The sequence below is a fragment of the Streptomyces sp. NPDC012466 genome (genome assembly GCF_042955215.1).
Classification (GTDB): domain Bacteria; phylum Actinomycetota; class Actinomycetes; order Streptomycetales; family Streptomycetaceae; genus Streptomyces.
In genome coordinates this window covers 1-14,293 of the sequence record NZ_JBIBEQ010000015.1, presented here as the reverse complement: position 1 = coordinate 14,293, position 14,293 = coordinate 1, and the positions used below count along the sequence as shown (strand labels likewise).

Genomic DNA, 14,293 nt, shown 5'->3' with positions numbered 1-14,293 from the left:
CCGGGCCGCCCACAGGTGGAAGGCGGTGTTGGACAGCACGATGGCCAGCAGCATGATCCCGCGTGCGAGATCGGGGGCGAGTGCCCGTTCGCCCGGCCGTACGGCGCCCCGCCGCAGCGAGCCCTCTTCGGTCGCGATCGTCATGGCCTCACGCTGGGAAGGCGGGATTCTGCCGGGTATCGGCCGGAGGGCGAGGGGCGCCGGCCAAAGGATGACGTCCGCGCCCGTCACAACGACCGAAGGCTCACCCGCCAAGGCCCGGAGCGACCGAAGCCGTGGCGGCCGACGCCCGGAGGGGCCTCACACCGGACGCGTCCGGCCCTGCCAGTACGGCTCCCGCAGCCGCCGCTTGTACAGCTTGCCGTTGGGGTCGCGGGGCATCTCGGTGATGAAGTCGACGCTCCTGGGCCGCTTGTACCCGGCGAGCCGGTGGGCGCAGTGGTCGAGAAGGTCGGCGGCGAGGGCCGGTCCGGGCCGGTGTCCGGGGGCCGGCTCCACGACCGCCTTCACCTCCTCACCCCAGTCGTCGTGCGGGATGCCGAAGACGGCGGCGTCCGCGACGGCGGGGTGGGCGAGCAGGGCCGACTCGATCTCGGCGGGGTAGATGTTGACCCCGCCGGAGATGATCAGGTCGATCTTGCGGTCGCGCAGGAAGAGGTAGCCGTCCTCGTCGAGGTGGCCGAGGTCGCCGACGGTGAAGAAGTCGCCGATGCGGTTCTTGCGGGTCTTGGCCTCGTCCTTGTGGTATGAGAAGCCGCCGGTGTTCATCTTCATGTACACCGTGCCGAGTTCACCGGGCGGGAGCCGGTTGCCGTCGTCGTCGAAGATCGCGAGTTCGCTGATGGGCCAGGCCTTGCCGACGGTGCCGGGTTTCTTCAGCCAGTCCTCGGCCGTGGCGAAGGCGCCGCCGCCCTCGCTGGCGGCGTAGTACTCCTCCACGCAGGGTCCCCACCAGTCGAGCATGGCCCGTTTCACATGGTCGGGGCAGGGCGCGGCGCCGTGGATGGCGTGCCGCAGGGAGGAGACGTCGTAGCGGTCCTTCACCTCGTCGGGCAGGGCCAGCAGGCGGTGGAACTGGGTGGGGACCATGTGGGTGTGGGTGCAGCGGTGGGCGTCGATGAGGCGGAGCATCTCCTGGGGTGTCCACTTGTCCATGAGGACCAGCCGGTGGCCGATGTGCAGGGACGCGCCGGCGAACTGAAGGACGGCCGTGTGGTAGAGCGGTGAGCACACCAGGTGCACGTTGTCGTCGAACGGGCGGATGCCGAAGATGCCGAGGAAGCCGCCGAGGTACGCCTCCTCCGGGGGTTTGCCGGGCAGCGGGCGGCGGATGCCGCGGGGGCGGCCGGTGGTGCCCGAGGTGTAGTTCATGACCCAGCCGAGGGTGCGGTCCGCGGGCGCCGACTCGGGCTGCCCGTCGAGGAGTTCGGCGTAGGGGCGGAAGCCCTCGACCCGGCCCGCGGCGTAGCGGTGGGTGCCCGGCAGGCCGGCCTCGTCGGCGGCGTGGCGGGCCGCCTCGGCGAAGCGTTCATGGGCGAGGAGTACCTTGGCGCCCGAGTCGGAGACGATCCAGGCGATCTCCGGACCGACCAGGTGGTGGTTGACGGGGACGAGGTAGAGCCCGGCCTGGCTGGCGGCGAGGTACGCGGTGAGGAACTCGACGCCGTTGGGCAGGACCACCGCGAAGGTGTCGCCGCGTTCGAGGCCGGCGGCGCGCAGGCCGTGCACGAGCCGGTTGGCGGCGGCGTGCAGGCGTCCTGCGGTCCACTCCTCGCCGTCGGGTGCGACGAGCACCGTGCGGCCGGGGTTCTCGGTGGCCTGGGCCCAGAAGCCCACGGAGGGTGCACTCACGACTGGCCGCTCCTTCCGGCGATGCGGTTGACGCGGTCCACGGCTTCCTCGAAGCCGCGGGTGAGGTCGTCGAAGACGGCCTGGACGCTGCGTTCGCTGTTCATCCGCCCGACGATCTGGCCGACCGGGGTGCCGAGCAGTGGGTCGACCTCGTACTTCTGGATGCGTGAGACGGCCTCGGCGACCAGGAGCCCTTGCAGCGGCATGGGCAGGGTGCCGGGCCCGGCCGGGTCGTCCCAGGCGTCGGTCCACTCGGTGCGCAACTGGCGTGCGGGCTTGCCGGTCAGCGCCCGGGAGCGGACGGTGTCGCCGGAACCGGCCGCGAGGAGCTTTCGGGTCAGGGCGGGCGAGTGGAGGTCCGCCTCTGTGGTGGTCAGCCACACGGATCCCAGCCACACACCTTGAGCGCCGAGGGTGAGCGCGGCGGCCACCTGCTGTCCGCTGCCGATGCCGCCCGCGGACAGCACGGGCAGCGGGGCGACGGCGTCGACGACTTCGGGGGTGAGCACCATGGAGGCGATCTCGCCGGTGTGGCCGCCCGCCTCGTAGCCCTGCGCCACGACGATGTCGATCCCGGCGTCCCGGTGCTTGCGGGCGTGCCGGGCGCTGCCCGCGAGTGCGGCGACGAGGACGTCCCGGTCGTGGGCGCGGGCGATGACGTCGGCGGGCGGGGAGCCGAGGGCGTTGGCGAGGAGCCGGATCGGGTAGTCGAAGGCGACGTCTAGCTGGCTGCGGGCGACCTGCTCCATCCAGCCGGTGATGCGCCAGCCGGCCGCCTCGCCCTCCGCGAGCTCCGGCACGGCGTGCCGGGCGAGGGTGTCCCGGACGAACTGCCGGTGCCCCTCGGGGATCATCGCCTCGACCTCGGCCTCGGTGACGCCCTCGACCTTCTTCGCCGGCATGACGACGTCCAGGCCGTACGGCCGGCCGTCGACGTGTGCCTCGATCCAGTCCAGGTCGCGCTTGAGCTCGTCGGGGGCGGTGTAGCGGACCGCGCCGAGCACGCCGAAGCCGCCGGCCCGGCTGATGGCCGCGGCGACGGCGGGGAACGGCGTGAAGCCGAAGACGGCGTGCTCGATTCCCAGTGTCTGGCTCAGCTCCGTCTGCATGGGCGCAGGATGCCGGAGTCCTCCGGAGGACGGAAGAGGCTTTCTGATGCTCCGTCAGATTCGTTGGCGTCCCGTGCGGGATTCCGGTGAGGATTCTCCGCCGGATTCACGGCGGCGCGCGGGGGACATACTTCCGGGGACATCCGAGGCGGTTGAGGCGAAGGGGTACGCGGTGACCGACGAACCGGCCAGAGGCGAACCGACCCGGCGTCAAGTGGGCAGGGCGGGACTGGCCCTGGGCGGCGCGCTCGCCCTCGCCGCGTGGCCCGCCGGGCCCGCCGAGGCCACCCCGGCGGCGACCCGCCACCGCCCCACCCTGCGGCACGGCTCCGCCGCACGCGCCGGGCTGCTCCCCTCCCACCTGCGTCGGCTCGTGACCGACGCGGAGGCGTTCCTCGGTCCCTCACCCAAGCATCCCTGGTACGCCGGGGCCGTCCTGCTCGCCGGACGCGGCGGCACGGTCGCGCTGCACCGGCCCATCGGCATGGCGGTGCGCTACCGGGCCTACGACGAGAAGACCGACACCGGCGTCGAGTTCCCGCCCGGCGAGCAGATCCCGATGGCCGAGGACACCGTCTTCGACCTGGCGTCGGTGTCGAAGCTGTTCACCTCGATCCTCGCCGTGCAGCAGACGGAGCGGGGCGCACTGGAGCTGGAGGCGAAAGTCGCCTCCTATCTGCCGGACTTCGCACGCGCGGGCAAGCAGGACATCACGATCCGCCAGCTCCTCACGCACACCTCGGGGTTCCGCGCCTGGATCCCGCTGTACAGCGCGCCGACCCACGAGGAGAAACTCCAGCTCATCTGGAACGAGGCGCCGGTCAGCGCGCCCGGCACGGCGTACCTGTACTCGGATCTGAACCTCATCTCGCTCCAGCTCGTGCTGGAACGGATCACGGGCCGCACCCTGGACGTCCTGCTCCGTGAGGAGATCACCGCACCGCTCGGTCTGCGCCGCACCCGGTACAACCCGCCCGCCTCCTGGCGTCCGAAGATCGCGGCCACGGAGGACGCCCGTGCACCCTGGTCCGGCCTGGACCGGGGCCTGGTCTGGGGAGAGGTGCACGACGAGAACGCCTTCGGCCTCGGCGGCGTCGCGGGCCACGCGGGCGTGTTCTCCGACGCCTGGGACCTCGCGGTCCTCGGCCGCACGCTGCTCAACGGCGGTGTCTACGGGAGGGCCCGGATCCTGACGCCCCAGTCGGTGGAGCTGATGTTCACCGACTTCAACACCGCCTTCCCGGGGGACGAGCACGGCCTCGGCTTCGAGCTCTACCAGCACTGGTACATGGGCGCGATGGCCACGCCGCGCACCGCCGGGCACACCGGTTTCACGGGCACCTCGCTGGTGCTCGACCCGACCACCGACTCGTTCCTCGTCGTACTGGGCAACTCGGTCCATCCGGTGCGCAGTTGGCGATCCGGGTCGGCTCCCCGGGTGGCCGCCGCGAACCATCTGGCGCGGGCCGTCCCGGTCCGGCCGGTGCGGGGCCGCAGGGCCTGGTTCTCCGGCATGGCGGTCTCCGCCGCGGCGACGCTCACCCTCCCCGCGCTCGACACGTCGTCCGGCCGGGCGCGGCTGCGCTGCGGGCTGTGGTGGGACACCGAACCCAAGGCCGACGTCCTGGTCCTGGAGGCCACGGCCGACGGCGGCACGAGCTGGCAACCGGTGCCCTTCATGACGTCCCGCAGTGGTGAGGATCCCGAGCGGCACCCGACGGGCTCGGTGACCGGCTGGTCAGGCCGCGTCTGGCACGGGCTCACCGCGGACGTCCCCGCCGCGCGGGAGCTCACCCTGCGCTGGCGGTACGCGACGGACCGGCTGTACGTCGGCCGCGGGGCCTATGTGGACGGGCTGCGTGTGGACGCGGCCGACGGCGTGCTCTTCGACGAGGCACGCCCGGTGGACGCGTCCCGCATCGAAGCGGCGGGGTGGACGCCGTCGGCCGACTGAGGGGTCACTCGGGGGTGTTCTCCAGCACCGCCATCGCCGCGTTGTGCCCGGGCACCCCGCTGACCCCGCCCCCGCGCACCGCACCCGCCCCGCACAGCAGCACGTTGGCGTGCCCGGTCTCCACGCCCCAGCGGCCGGTGCCCTCCTGGGCGTAGGGCCAGCTCAGCTCGCGGTGGAAGATGTTGCCGCCGGGCAGGCGGAGGTCCCGCTCCAGGTCGAGCGGGGTCCTGGCCTCGATACAGGGGCGGCCGTCCGCGTCGGCGGCCAGACAGTCGGCGAGGGGCTCGGCCAGGTGGGCGTCGAGCTGAGCGAGGGTGGACTTCAGCAGGTCCTCCCGTACGGCGTCGTTGTCCCGCTCGAACAGGCGGGCCGGGGTGTGCAGGCCGAAGAGGGTGAGCGTCTGGTAGCCCTGCTCGGCCAGGTCGGGCCCGAGGATGGTCGGGTCGGTGAGCGAGTGGCAGTAGATCTCCGAGGGCGGCGCGGTAGGGAGGTCGCCGGCGGCGGCCTGGGCGTGAGCGGTGGCCAGTTGCTCGTAGCCCTCGGCGATGTGGAAGGTGCCGGCGAAGGCCTCGCGCGGGTCGACCGAGGTGTCGCGCAGCCGCGGCAGCCGCTTGAGCAGCATGTTGACCTTGAGCTGGGCGCCTTCGGCGGGAGCCGGGGGCGTGTCGCCGGTCAGTTCCGCCAGGGCCTGTGGTGAGGCGTTCACCAGGACGTGCCGGGCGGCGGCGGTGCCTTCGCCGTCGGCCGTGCGATACGTGACCTCGGCGGTTCGGCCGTCCGTGGTGATGCGCAGCGCCTCGTGGCCGGTGGCGAGGACCGCGCCCGCCGCGCGTGCCGTGTCGGCGAGGGCGTCGGTGAGGGCCCCCATGCCGCCGACCGGCACGTCCCAGTCGCCGGTGCCGCCGCCGATGACGTGGTAGAGGAAGCAGCGGTTCTGCTTCAGGGAGGGGTCGTGGGCGCCGGCGAAGGTGCCGATGAGGGCGTCGGTGAGGACGACGCCGCGCACCAGGTCGTCCTCGAAGCGCTCCTCGACAGCGCTGCCGATCGGTTCCTCGAACAGGACGCGCCAGGCCTCCTCGTCGTCGAGGCGGCGGCGCAGTTCCTCACGGGTGGGCAGCGGTTCCGTGAGGGTCGGGAAGACGCGCCGGGCGACGCGGCCGGTCATGCCGTAGAACTCCTGCCAGGCCCGGTACTCGCGCTCGGAGCCGGTGAGGCGGGTGAACGCCTCCCTGGTACGTCGTTCCCCGCCGCCGACGAGGAGGCCGGTGGGCCTGCCGTCGCGCTCGGCGGGTGTGTAGGAGGAGACGGTCCGGGTGCGGACGCGGAAGTCCAGGCCGAGGTCCCGGACGATCTTCTTGGGCAGCAGGCTGACCAGGTACGAGTAGCGGGACAGCCGGGCGTCGACTCCGGCGAAGGGCCGGGTGGACACCGCCGCGCCGCCGGTGTGCTCCAGCCGCTCGAGGACCAGCACGGAGCGGCCCGCCCGGGCCAGGTAGGCGGCGGCGACCAGGCCGTTGTGGCCGCCGCCGACGATGACGGCGTCGTACGTCCGGTGTGCGCGGGGTCCCTCGGGTGCGGTCATGGTTCTTGGTAACACGCGGTGATCGAGGTCGGCCAGACGGCGCGTGCCTGCTCGGCAGGGGTCAGCGCCCCGCGGCGGCCCGCTGCTCCCGCAGGGCCGCCACTCTTCGGTACAGGGCCATGGCCTCGGCGCCGCGGCCGAGCTGTTCCAGGCAGTGGGCCTCGTCGTTGCGGCTGGCGAGGGTGTCGGGGTGGTCGGCACCGAGGACGTGAGCGCGGGCGGTGGCCACCCTCCGGTACTCGGTGAGCGCGTCGGCCCAGCGGCCCAGCCAGCCGAGGCCGACGGCGACCTCGCGGCGGCTGACCAGGGTGTCCGGGTGGTCGGGGCCGAGGACCTGCTCGCGGAGGGCGGCCACCTCACGGGACTCGGCGAGGGCCTCCTCCCAGCGGCCCAGCCGGCCGAGGTTGACGCAGCGGCCGTGGCGCGCGCGCAGGGTCTCGGGGTGGGTGGGGCCCTGGACGCGGGTGCGGTCCTTGGCCAGGGCGCCGTAGAGGTCCAGGGCCTCGGCACTGCGGCCCAGGCGGCCGAGGCTGATGCCGATCTCGTGCCGGGCGGCGAGGGTGTCGGGGTGGTCGGGGCCGAGGGCGCGGCCGCGGGCGGCGACGACCTCGCGGTAGGTCTCCAGGGCCTCCGGCCAGCGGCCCAGCTGGCCGAGCGCGTAGGCGACCTCGTAGCGGGTGACGAGCGTGTCGGGGTGGTCCGGGCCGAGCACGCGGGCGCGGGCCGCCGCCACCTCGCGGGCCATGCGGTACGAGTCCTCCAGGCGGCCGAGGCGGCTGAGGTTGAAGGCCAGGTTGTGGCGGCAGCGCAGGGTGTCGGGGTGGTCGGGGCCCATGATGCGCTCCCGGGCGGTGAGTACCGACGTGTAGACGCGGTGGGCGTCGAAGGGGCGGCCCAGCTGGCCGAGGACGTAGGCCATCTCCTGGCGGGCGGCCAGGGTGTCGGGGTGTTCGGCGCCGAGGGTGCGGATTCTGGCCTCGGTGACGTGCTTGTACTCGCGCAGGGCGTCCGCGGCGCGGCCGGTGCGGCTGAGCGTGAAGGCGACCTCGTAGCGGCTGGCGAGGGTGTCGGGGTGGTCGGGGCCGAGGAGGTGCTCGCGTTCGGCGGCGACGGCCCGGTGCACCTCGCCCGCCTCCGCCCAGCGGCCCAGGCGGCCGAGGCTCAGGCCCGCGTTGTGCCGGCCGGCCAGGGCGGTCAGGACCTCCGTGGGCGGTGCGGGCCGCCGCGCGGGGACGGGTTCCTCGACGACGGGGCCGGTGGCGGGTCGTGCGATCCACTCGCCGGACAGCCCGGACGCCGGGTCGGGCGGTGCGGTGCGCAGTCCCGTGCCGGTGGCCTTGTGGCCGGTGGTCATGCCACGGGTCCAGGACGGCAGCCGGCCCGCGCCCACCGGCACGTGGGAGGCCGGGCGGCCCGCCGCGACGGCCGGCACATAGGCCGGCGCGGCCCGGTGCGCACTGATCCTGCGGGCCAGCTCGCGGGCGTCGCCGGGGCGTTGCGCGGGTTCCTTGGCGAGCAGGTCGAGGACGACCTGCTCCAGGTAGGCGGGCAGCTCCGCGCGGTGCTCGCGCGGCGGGCGGGGCGGGGTGTCGCGGTGGCCGACGAGGATCGCCCACGCGTCGTCGAGGTCGAACGGCGGTACGCCGGTGGCGATCTCGTACAGCACACAGCCCAACGAGTAGAGGTCGCTGCGCTGGTCGACCTCGGTGCCGCTGATCTGTTCCGGGGACATGTAGTGCGGGGTGCCCATGGCGATGCCGGTGCCGGTCAGCCGGGAGGTGAAGCCGATGTCGTGGCCGAGGCGGGCGATGCCGAAGTCGCAGATCTTCACGGTGCCGTCGCCGATCCGCACGATGTTGGCGGGCTTCAGGTCCCGGTGGACGATGCCCTGTTCGTGGCAGTAGGCGAGGGCGGCGGCGACCTGTTCGGCGATCTCCTCGACATCCGCGACCGGCAGCGGGTGCTGCTTGTTGTCCTCCAGGAGCTGGCTGAGGTTGCGGCCGTCCAGCAGCTCCATGACGAGGTAGAGGACGCCGTCGGACTCGCCGAAGTCGTGCACGACGGTGATGCCCCGGTGCTGGAGCGCGGCGGCGACCCGGGCCTCGCGGCGGAACCGCTCCCGCAGCACTCGGGTGAAGGCGTGGTCGTGGTTCGGGCCCAGTGGTTTGAGGCACTTGACGGCGACGTGCCGGCCCAGGGACTCGTCCCGCGCCCGCCACACCTCGCCCATGCCACCGCGCCCGATCAGATCGAGCAGCCGGTACCGGCCATGGATGAGCCTGCTGTCCCCCATGTCGCGCGACGCTCCCCCCGGTAGCCGTTCGCCCGCCCGTCCCTGGTCCATCCAGTATGGCGGCCTATCGTCCGAGTTTGTACGGTGCCGGGCGCGCGTCCGGGCCGAGCCTCGCCACGGCCCGCAGGATGTGTTTGGGCGGGAGTTGCCACCGCAGACGTGCGGGAACACGGCGCAGCAGGAGGCCCGTGAGGCGCAGTCGCCGGGTGACGGTGGCGGCTGCGGGGGCCGGTCTGCCGTACAACTCGTGGGCGTACGGCGGCAGGGAGGCGTACGCCAGGTGCGCCACGCGCCGCCACAGCACCTCGCGCGCCGGTACGAGGAGCGGGTGCGTCGGCGGGCGGAGCAGGAAGTCGTCCACCTCGCGTGCCTCGGGTCCGGCGGCCAGGTCCGGGCGCACCTTCTCGAAGTACTCGGCCATCTCGGCCCGGTTCGCCGGTGCGGCGTCGGGGTCGAGGCCCACCAGGCGTGCGCTGTGCCGGTGTTCGGCGATGTAACGGTCGGCCTCGGCGTCGGTGAGCCGGAATCCGGACCTGCGGGCGACGTGCAGATAGGAGTCGATCTCGGCGCAGTGCACCCACATCAGCAAAGCGGGTTCGTCGACGCCGTAGCGCTCGCCGGTGTCCGGGTCGGTCGCGGTCAGCATGCGGTGGATCTTCCGGACCCTGGCACCGGCACGCTCGGCGGCCTCGGTGGTGCCGTACGTCGTCGTTCCGACGAAGTCGGCGGTGCGCAGCAGCCGGCCCCAGGCGTCCCGCCGGAAGTCGGAGTTCTGCGTGACGCCGCGTACCGCGCGGGGATGCAGGGCCTGGAGGTAGAGCGCCCGGACACCCGCGATCCACATCATGGGGTCGCCGTGCAGCTGCCAGGTCACCGATTCCGGACCGAACAACCCCGGGTCCGCTCCGGTCATGCGCCTCACCTCCACCCGGCGCACACGATGGCACATCCCGAACAGCTGGTCGATACCGCATATCGTCCGGCTGTTGAGATTTCACCTACCCGGTGTCTGGTTTGGTAAGGCTGGCCTTATATATTGCGCTTGCCGATCAAGGCCCGTACGGGCCGCGACGGCATGCCCGGCTCCGCACACGACAGGACCCCTCATGCGCACCACCTCCCGCGGCCTCATCACGGCGTTCGCCCTCACCCCGTTGCTGGCCGGCTGCTTCGCACCGAGCGACGACGGCGCGGGCGGTGGAGCCGGCTCTGACGGGCGGCTGCGCATCGCCCTGGCCGTCCCTCCCGTGCAGGCCCTGTCCCCTTACAGCAACGACGCCACGGTGCTGAGCAAGTTGTCCGTGGCCGAAGGACTGACCGTCCTCGACAAGAACGGCGCCGCCGCGCCCGCGCTGGCGAAGTCCTGGAAGCAGGACAACGCCACCACCTGGACCTTCGAGCTGCGCAAGGCCGAGTTCCAGGACGGCACCCAGCTCACCGCCAAGGCCGTCGTCAACGCGCTCGACCACGCGGGCGCGGCCAAGCCGAAGCCACGTGTGCTGAGCGACGTGACGCTCACCGCCAAGGCCGACGACGCGGACACCGTCACGCTCACGACGAAGTCACCCGACCCGGTGCTGCCGCTGCGACTGGCCAGCCCCGCGCTGGCGATCCTGTCGGCCAAGGCATACGCGAAGGACGGCAAGGTCAGTCCGGTCGGCACCGGCACCGGCCCCTTCGAGATCACGAAGCTGACCGGCAAGACCGGGGCGGCACTCGACCGGTTCGACGGCTACTGGGGCGGCAAGGCGAAGGCGCCGGGCCTCGACGTGACGTGGATCCCGGACGGCACCGCACGCGCCAACGCCCTGCGCGGCGGCGAGGCCGACATCGCCGAGTGGATCCCGACCTCGCAGGCGAAGCTCCTCAAGGCCGATACACGGCACGTGGTCTCCTCGGTGCGCACCGACAGCCTGATCCTCAACACCGGCAAGGGCGTGTTCACCGACCCCGGCCTGCGGGCGGCCGCCCGTGAGGCGGTCGACGGCACCGACCTCGTGGACTCCGTCTTCGGCGGGTACGCCGACCCCGCGCAGGGTCTCTTCGGACCCGCCGTCCCCTGGGCCGCCGACCTGCGCGTGCCGGTGACCGGGCGGGCCCGGGCCGCGAGCGCCGACCAGGTCAGGTCCGAGACCAAGGGCAAGACGGTGCGTCTGGCCGCCATCACGAACCGCGCGGAACTGCCCGAGGCGGCGACCGTCCTCCAGCAGCGGCTGGAGAAGGCCGGGTTCAGGGTCAAGCTGGACGTCCGCGAGTACACACAGATGGAGGGCGACCTCCTCGCCGGCCGGTACGACGCCCTGGTCTTCTCCCGCGTGACGCTCCTCGACACCGGTGACGCGGTCGCCTATCTGGCGAGCGACTACACGAGCGACGGCGTCTACAACATCGCCCGGCTGAAGGACCCCGAGGTGGACAAGGCGATCCAGGCCGCGGCCGCGGAGAGCGACACGAAGCGGCGCCAGGAGAAGATCATGAAGGCGGAGGCGGAGATCCTCCGCACGGACGCCGTCGTGCCGCTGGTCCACGAGAGGGTCGTCCAGGGCATCGCCGCCGACGTCGAGGGCGTCGTGCTCGACCCGCGCGAGCGGTCCCTGGTCGACCTCGACACGCATCTGAAGTAGCGGTATGGCTCTCGCTCACCTCCCCGCCGCCCGCCCGTACATCGGGCGGCTGGCGGCCGGCCGGGCCCTCGCCGGGGCCGCCCTGCTGGCCGCGGTGGCCGCGCTGCCGTGGTTGTCCGGCAGTGACCCCGCACGCACCGTGCTGCGGGCGCGCTCCGCGGACCAGGACCCGACCCCCGCGCAGCTGGCCACAGTGCGCGAGCAGTTGGGCCTGGACCAAGGCCCTTGGGTCCACCTCACGCACTGGCTGGGCGGCCTGCCCCGCGGGGACGCGGGCGTCTCGTGGGTCTCCGGCGCACCGGTCATGCCGCAGGTGGGAACGGCTCTGTCGGTCTCCCTGACGCTGATGCTGGGCGCGTTCGCGGTCTCGGTGCTGGTCGCCGCACTGGTGTGCGCCCGCACGGTCCTCCTCGGTTCCCGGCGCCGCCTGCGGCAGGACCGGGCCGGCACCACGGCCGCCGTCCTGGCGTCGCTGCCGAAGTTCCTCCTCGCCTCGGTGCTGGCCACCGTGTGCGGGGTGTGGTGGGGGTGGTTCCCGTCCAGCGGGTGGGACGGGCCGCAGTCGATGGTGCTGCCCTCGCTCGCACTCGGCATTCCCTCGGGTGCGATGCTCGGCGGGATGCTCGACCAGGCACTGCCCGCCGCCTTCCACGAACCCTGGGCGCGCACGGCCTACGCCGTCGGGCTCCCGCCCCGTCACATCGGCCGCGACGCGCTGCGCCGCACCCTGCCCGGCATACTGCCGCAACTGCTGCCCACCGTGGTGGCTCTGGTCGGCGGCGCGGTCGCCGTGGAGAAGATCTTCAACATCCCCGGGCTCGGCCGCCTCGCCCTGGACTCGGCCGTCGCGCAGGACCTCCCGGTGCTGCAGACGGCGACTCTGGCGCTGGTCCTGCTCGGGGTCGCCGCGGGCATCCTGATCCGGGCCCTGCGTCACGCCCTCCTCGGCCGGCCTCTGCGCGACGGCGCCCTGCCGGCCCTGCACCACCCCGCGCTCACGGTGCCGCGTTCCCTGCGCTGGATCACCACCGCCTGCGCCCTCGCCCTGCTCGCCCTGGTCACGGCGGGCCTCCTGCGCGACCCCCTCCAGGTCGACACGGCGGCCCGGCTGCTGCCCCCGTCCCTCGAACACCCCCTGGGCACCGACGCCCTGGGCCGTGACCTGCTGGCCCGGCTGGGTCACGGGGCGCTGCGCACCGCGGGAGTCGCCCTCGTCGTGACGGTGGTCAGCGCGGTCACCGGACTGCTGCTGGGCATGGCATCGCGGGCGAGCGCGGGCCCGACCGAGGTCGTGTCGACCCTGCCCGCCGTCCTCGCGGGCCTGCTGATCGTGGGCGTGACCGGGCCGTCGGTGTGGGGTGCCGCCGGCGCGGTGTGCGCGGTCGGCTGGAGCCCGTACGCGGCTCAGACCTCCGCGCTGCTGGAACAGGAACGCGCCAGCGGGCACATCGCCGCGTCCGTCGCACTCGGCGCGGGACGGCTGCACCTGCTGCGCCGCCACCTGCTCCCGGCGGTGGTCCCGGCCCTCCTGCGCAACGCGCTGCTCCGGCTGCCCACGACCGTCCTGGTCCTCGCGTCCCTCGGCTTCCTGGGCCTGGGCGAACAGCCGCCCACCCCCGAGTGGGGCCGCCTCCTGTCGGAGAACCAGCCGTACGCCGAACTGGCCCCCTGGACCGTCCTGGGACCGGCCGCCGCCTTGGTGGTGCTGTCCGTGCTGGCGGTGACCGGCAGCGTGCTGGGACGCGGGAAGGGCGAATAGCACGCGCCCCGGCCGGTGGAGGCTACCGGCCGGGGCGCCTGCTCCTCGCCCGAAGGGCGGGGTGCGTCTCGTCGAGTGTCGGACGGGACGGGTTTCGTCGATGTTCAGGCGAGGTGCGTCTCCTCTGTCCTCGGGCGGGGTGCGACGCGTCGTTCACGCGGGGTGCGACGCGTCGTCAGGCGGGGTGCGGCTCGTCGGTCCTCAGGCGGGGTGCGGCTCGTCGGTCACGTATCCGCGCCGCTTGTCCACGACGTTGCGCAGGGGGCGGCCCTCGATGTGCCGGGTGAGGTTGTCGAGGAACACCTCGACGAGCGCCTCCCGCTCACCGGTCGTCTCGCCCGCCGTGTGAGGGGAGATCATCACGCCGGGCATGTCCCACAGGGGTGACTCGGCGGGCAGCGGTTCCTGGGCGAAGACGTCCAGGGCGGCTCCGGCGAGCCGTCCGGCGGCGAGGTGGTCGACGAGTGCCTCCTCGTCGACGAGTCCGCCCCGGCCCACGTTGATCAGTCGTGCTCCCGGCTTCATCGCGGCCAGCACGGGGGCGTCGACCATGCCCCGGGTGTCGGGGGTGAGGGGTGCGGCCAGGACGACGTAGTCGGCCTCGGCGAGTGCCGCGTGCAGGGTGGCCGGGCCGTGGACGGTCCCGAAGTCGGGGTCGTCCGGGCGGGCCTTGCGGCCGGTGCCGCAGACCCGCATGCCGGCGGCCGTCAGCAGCCGGGCGATGGCCCGGCCGATGGGGCCGGTGCCCCACACCAGCACGGTGCGGCCGGTGATGCCGTCACTGGGACGCGGACGCCACTCCCGGCGCTGCTGGTGCTCCCAGGTGCCGGGGAAGTCCTTGGCGAGGGAGAGGATCAGACCGAGGACGTACTCGGCGGTCGGCTGGTCGTAGACACCCCGGGCGTTGGTCAGGACAACACCCGGATCGTCCACCAATGCCGGGAAGAGGAAGGAGTCGACGCCCGCGGAGGACGCGTGGACCCAGCGGGGTGCCTTGTCGGGGTTGTCGGGCCAGGCTTCGCGGATGGCGGGGGTGATGGTGACCCAGGCCAGGAGGGCGTCGGCGCCGGGGAGGAGGTAGGGCAGTTCCTCTTCGGTGGCGTAGACGGTGTCGGTGAGGC

At 73.2% G+C, this 14,293-nt stretch carries 9 protein-coding genes; 3 read left to right on the top strand and 6 right to left on the bottom strand.

What is annotated here, in order from left to right:
• Positions 1-300: 300 nt before the first annotated feature.
• Positions 301-1,851, bottom strand: coding sequence for an AMP-binding protein (locus tag ACFY9E_RS37295; protein WP_390992365.1), 1,551 nt, complete (start codon positions 1,849-1,851; stop codon positions 301-303).
• On the bottom strand, positions 1,848-2,960 hold the full coding sequence (locus ACFY9E_RS37290) for a nitronate monooxygenase (RefSeq protein WP_390992363.1): 1,113 nt from the start codon (positions 2,958-2,960) through the stop codon (positions 1,848-1,850). The genes ACFY9E_RS37295 and ACFY9E_RS37290 overlap by 4 nt, the downstream gene beginning before the upstream one ends.
• A 172-nt stretch (positions 2,961-3,132) precedes the next feature.
• Between ACFY9E_RS37290 and ACFY9E_RS37285 the strand changes: the two genes are divergently transcribed.
• The gene (locus ACFY9E_RS37285) at positions 3,133-4,914 is read left to right on the top strand and encodes a serine hydrolase (protein ID WP_390992360.1); all 1,782 of its coding nucleotides are present in this window, start codon (positions 3,133-3,135) and stop codon (positions 4,912-4,914) included.
• A gap of 4 nt (positions 4,915-4,918) precedes the next feature.
• Here ACFY9E_RS37285 and ACFY9E_RS37280 read toward each other — a convergent pair whose 3' ends face one another.
• The 3 genes from ACFY9E_RS37280 to ACFY9E_RS37270 form a co-directional block, all read right to left on the bottom strand.
• Positions 4,919-6,496 (bottom strand): FAD-dependent oxidoreductase, encoded by a 1,578-nt coding sequence (locus ACFY9E_RS37280; protein WP_390992357.1) that lies wholly within the window; start codon positions 6,494-6,496, stop codon positions 4,919-4,921.
• Between the two features lie 61 nt (positions 6,497-6,557).
• The gene (locus ACFY9E_RS37275) at positions 6,558-8,789 is read right to left on the bottom strand and encodes a tetratricopeptide repeat protein (RefSeq protein ID WP_390992356.1); all 2,232 of its coding nucleotides are present in this window, start codon (positions 8,787-8,789) and stop codon (positions 6,558-6,560) included.
• Between the two features lie 64 nt (positions 8,790-8,853).
• A complete protein-coding gene (locus tag ACFY9E_RS37270; RefSeq protein WP_390992353.1) occupies positions 8,854-9,702 on the bottom strand; it encodes an oxygenase MpaB family protein in 849 nt (282 codons plus the stop codon).
• Positions 9,703-9,895: 193 nt separating this feature from the next.
• Between ACFY9E_RS37270 and ACFY9E_RS37265 the strand changes: the two genes are divergently transcribed.
• A complete protein-coding gene (locus tag ACFY9E_RS37265) occupies positions 9,896-11,413 on the top strand; it encodes an ABC transporter substrate-binding protein (protein WP_390992350.1) in 1,518 nt (505 codons plus the stop codon).
• A gap of 4 nt (positions 11,414-11,417) precedes the next feature.
• On the top strand, positions 11,418-13,172 hold the full coding sequence (locus ACFY9E_RS37260; protein WP_390992347.1) for an ABC transporter permease subunit: 1,755 nt from the start codon (positions 11,418-11,420) through the stop codon (positions 13,170-13,172).
• Between the two features lie 201 nt (positions 13,173-13,373).
• Here the strand turns inward: ACFY9E_RS37260 and ACFY9E_RS37255 are convergent.
• Positions 13,374-14,293, bottom strand: a 920-nt coding sequence (locus ACFY9E_RS37255; RefSeq protein ID WP_390992344.1) for an NAD(P)-dependent oxidoreductase, incomplete at its 5' end; no start/stop codon positions are given.

Excerpts from the sequence above, each read along its gene's own strand:
- ACFY9E_RS37280 (WP_390992357.1), bottom strand. The coding sequence starts at position 6,496 with ATGACCGCACCCGAGGGACCCCGCGCACACCGGACGTACGACGCCGTC.
- ACFY9E_RS37275 (WP_390992356.1), bottom strand. The coding sequence starts at position 8,789 with ATGGGGGACAGCAGGCTCATCCATGGCCGGTACCGGCTGCTCGATCTG.
- ACFY9E_RS37260 (WP_390992347.1), top strand. The coding sequence starts at position 11,418 with ATGGCTCTCGCTCACCTCCCCGCCGCCCGCCCGTACATCGGGCGGCTG.
- ACFY9E_RS37290 (WP_390992363.1), bottom strand. The coding sequence starts at position 2,960 with ATGCAGACGGAGCTGAGCCAGACACTGGGAATCGAGCACGCCGTCTTC.
- ACFY9E_RS37270 (WP_390992353.1), bottom strand. The coding sequence starts at position 9,702 with ATGACCGGAGCGGACCCGGGGTTGTTCGGTCCGGAATCGGTGACCTGG.
- ACFY9E_RS37265 (WP_390992350.1), top strand. The coding sequence starts at position 9,896 with ATGCGCACCACCTCCCGCGGCCTCATCACGGCGTTCGCCCTCACCCCG.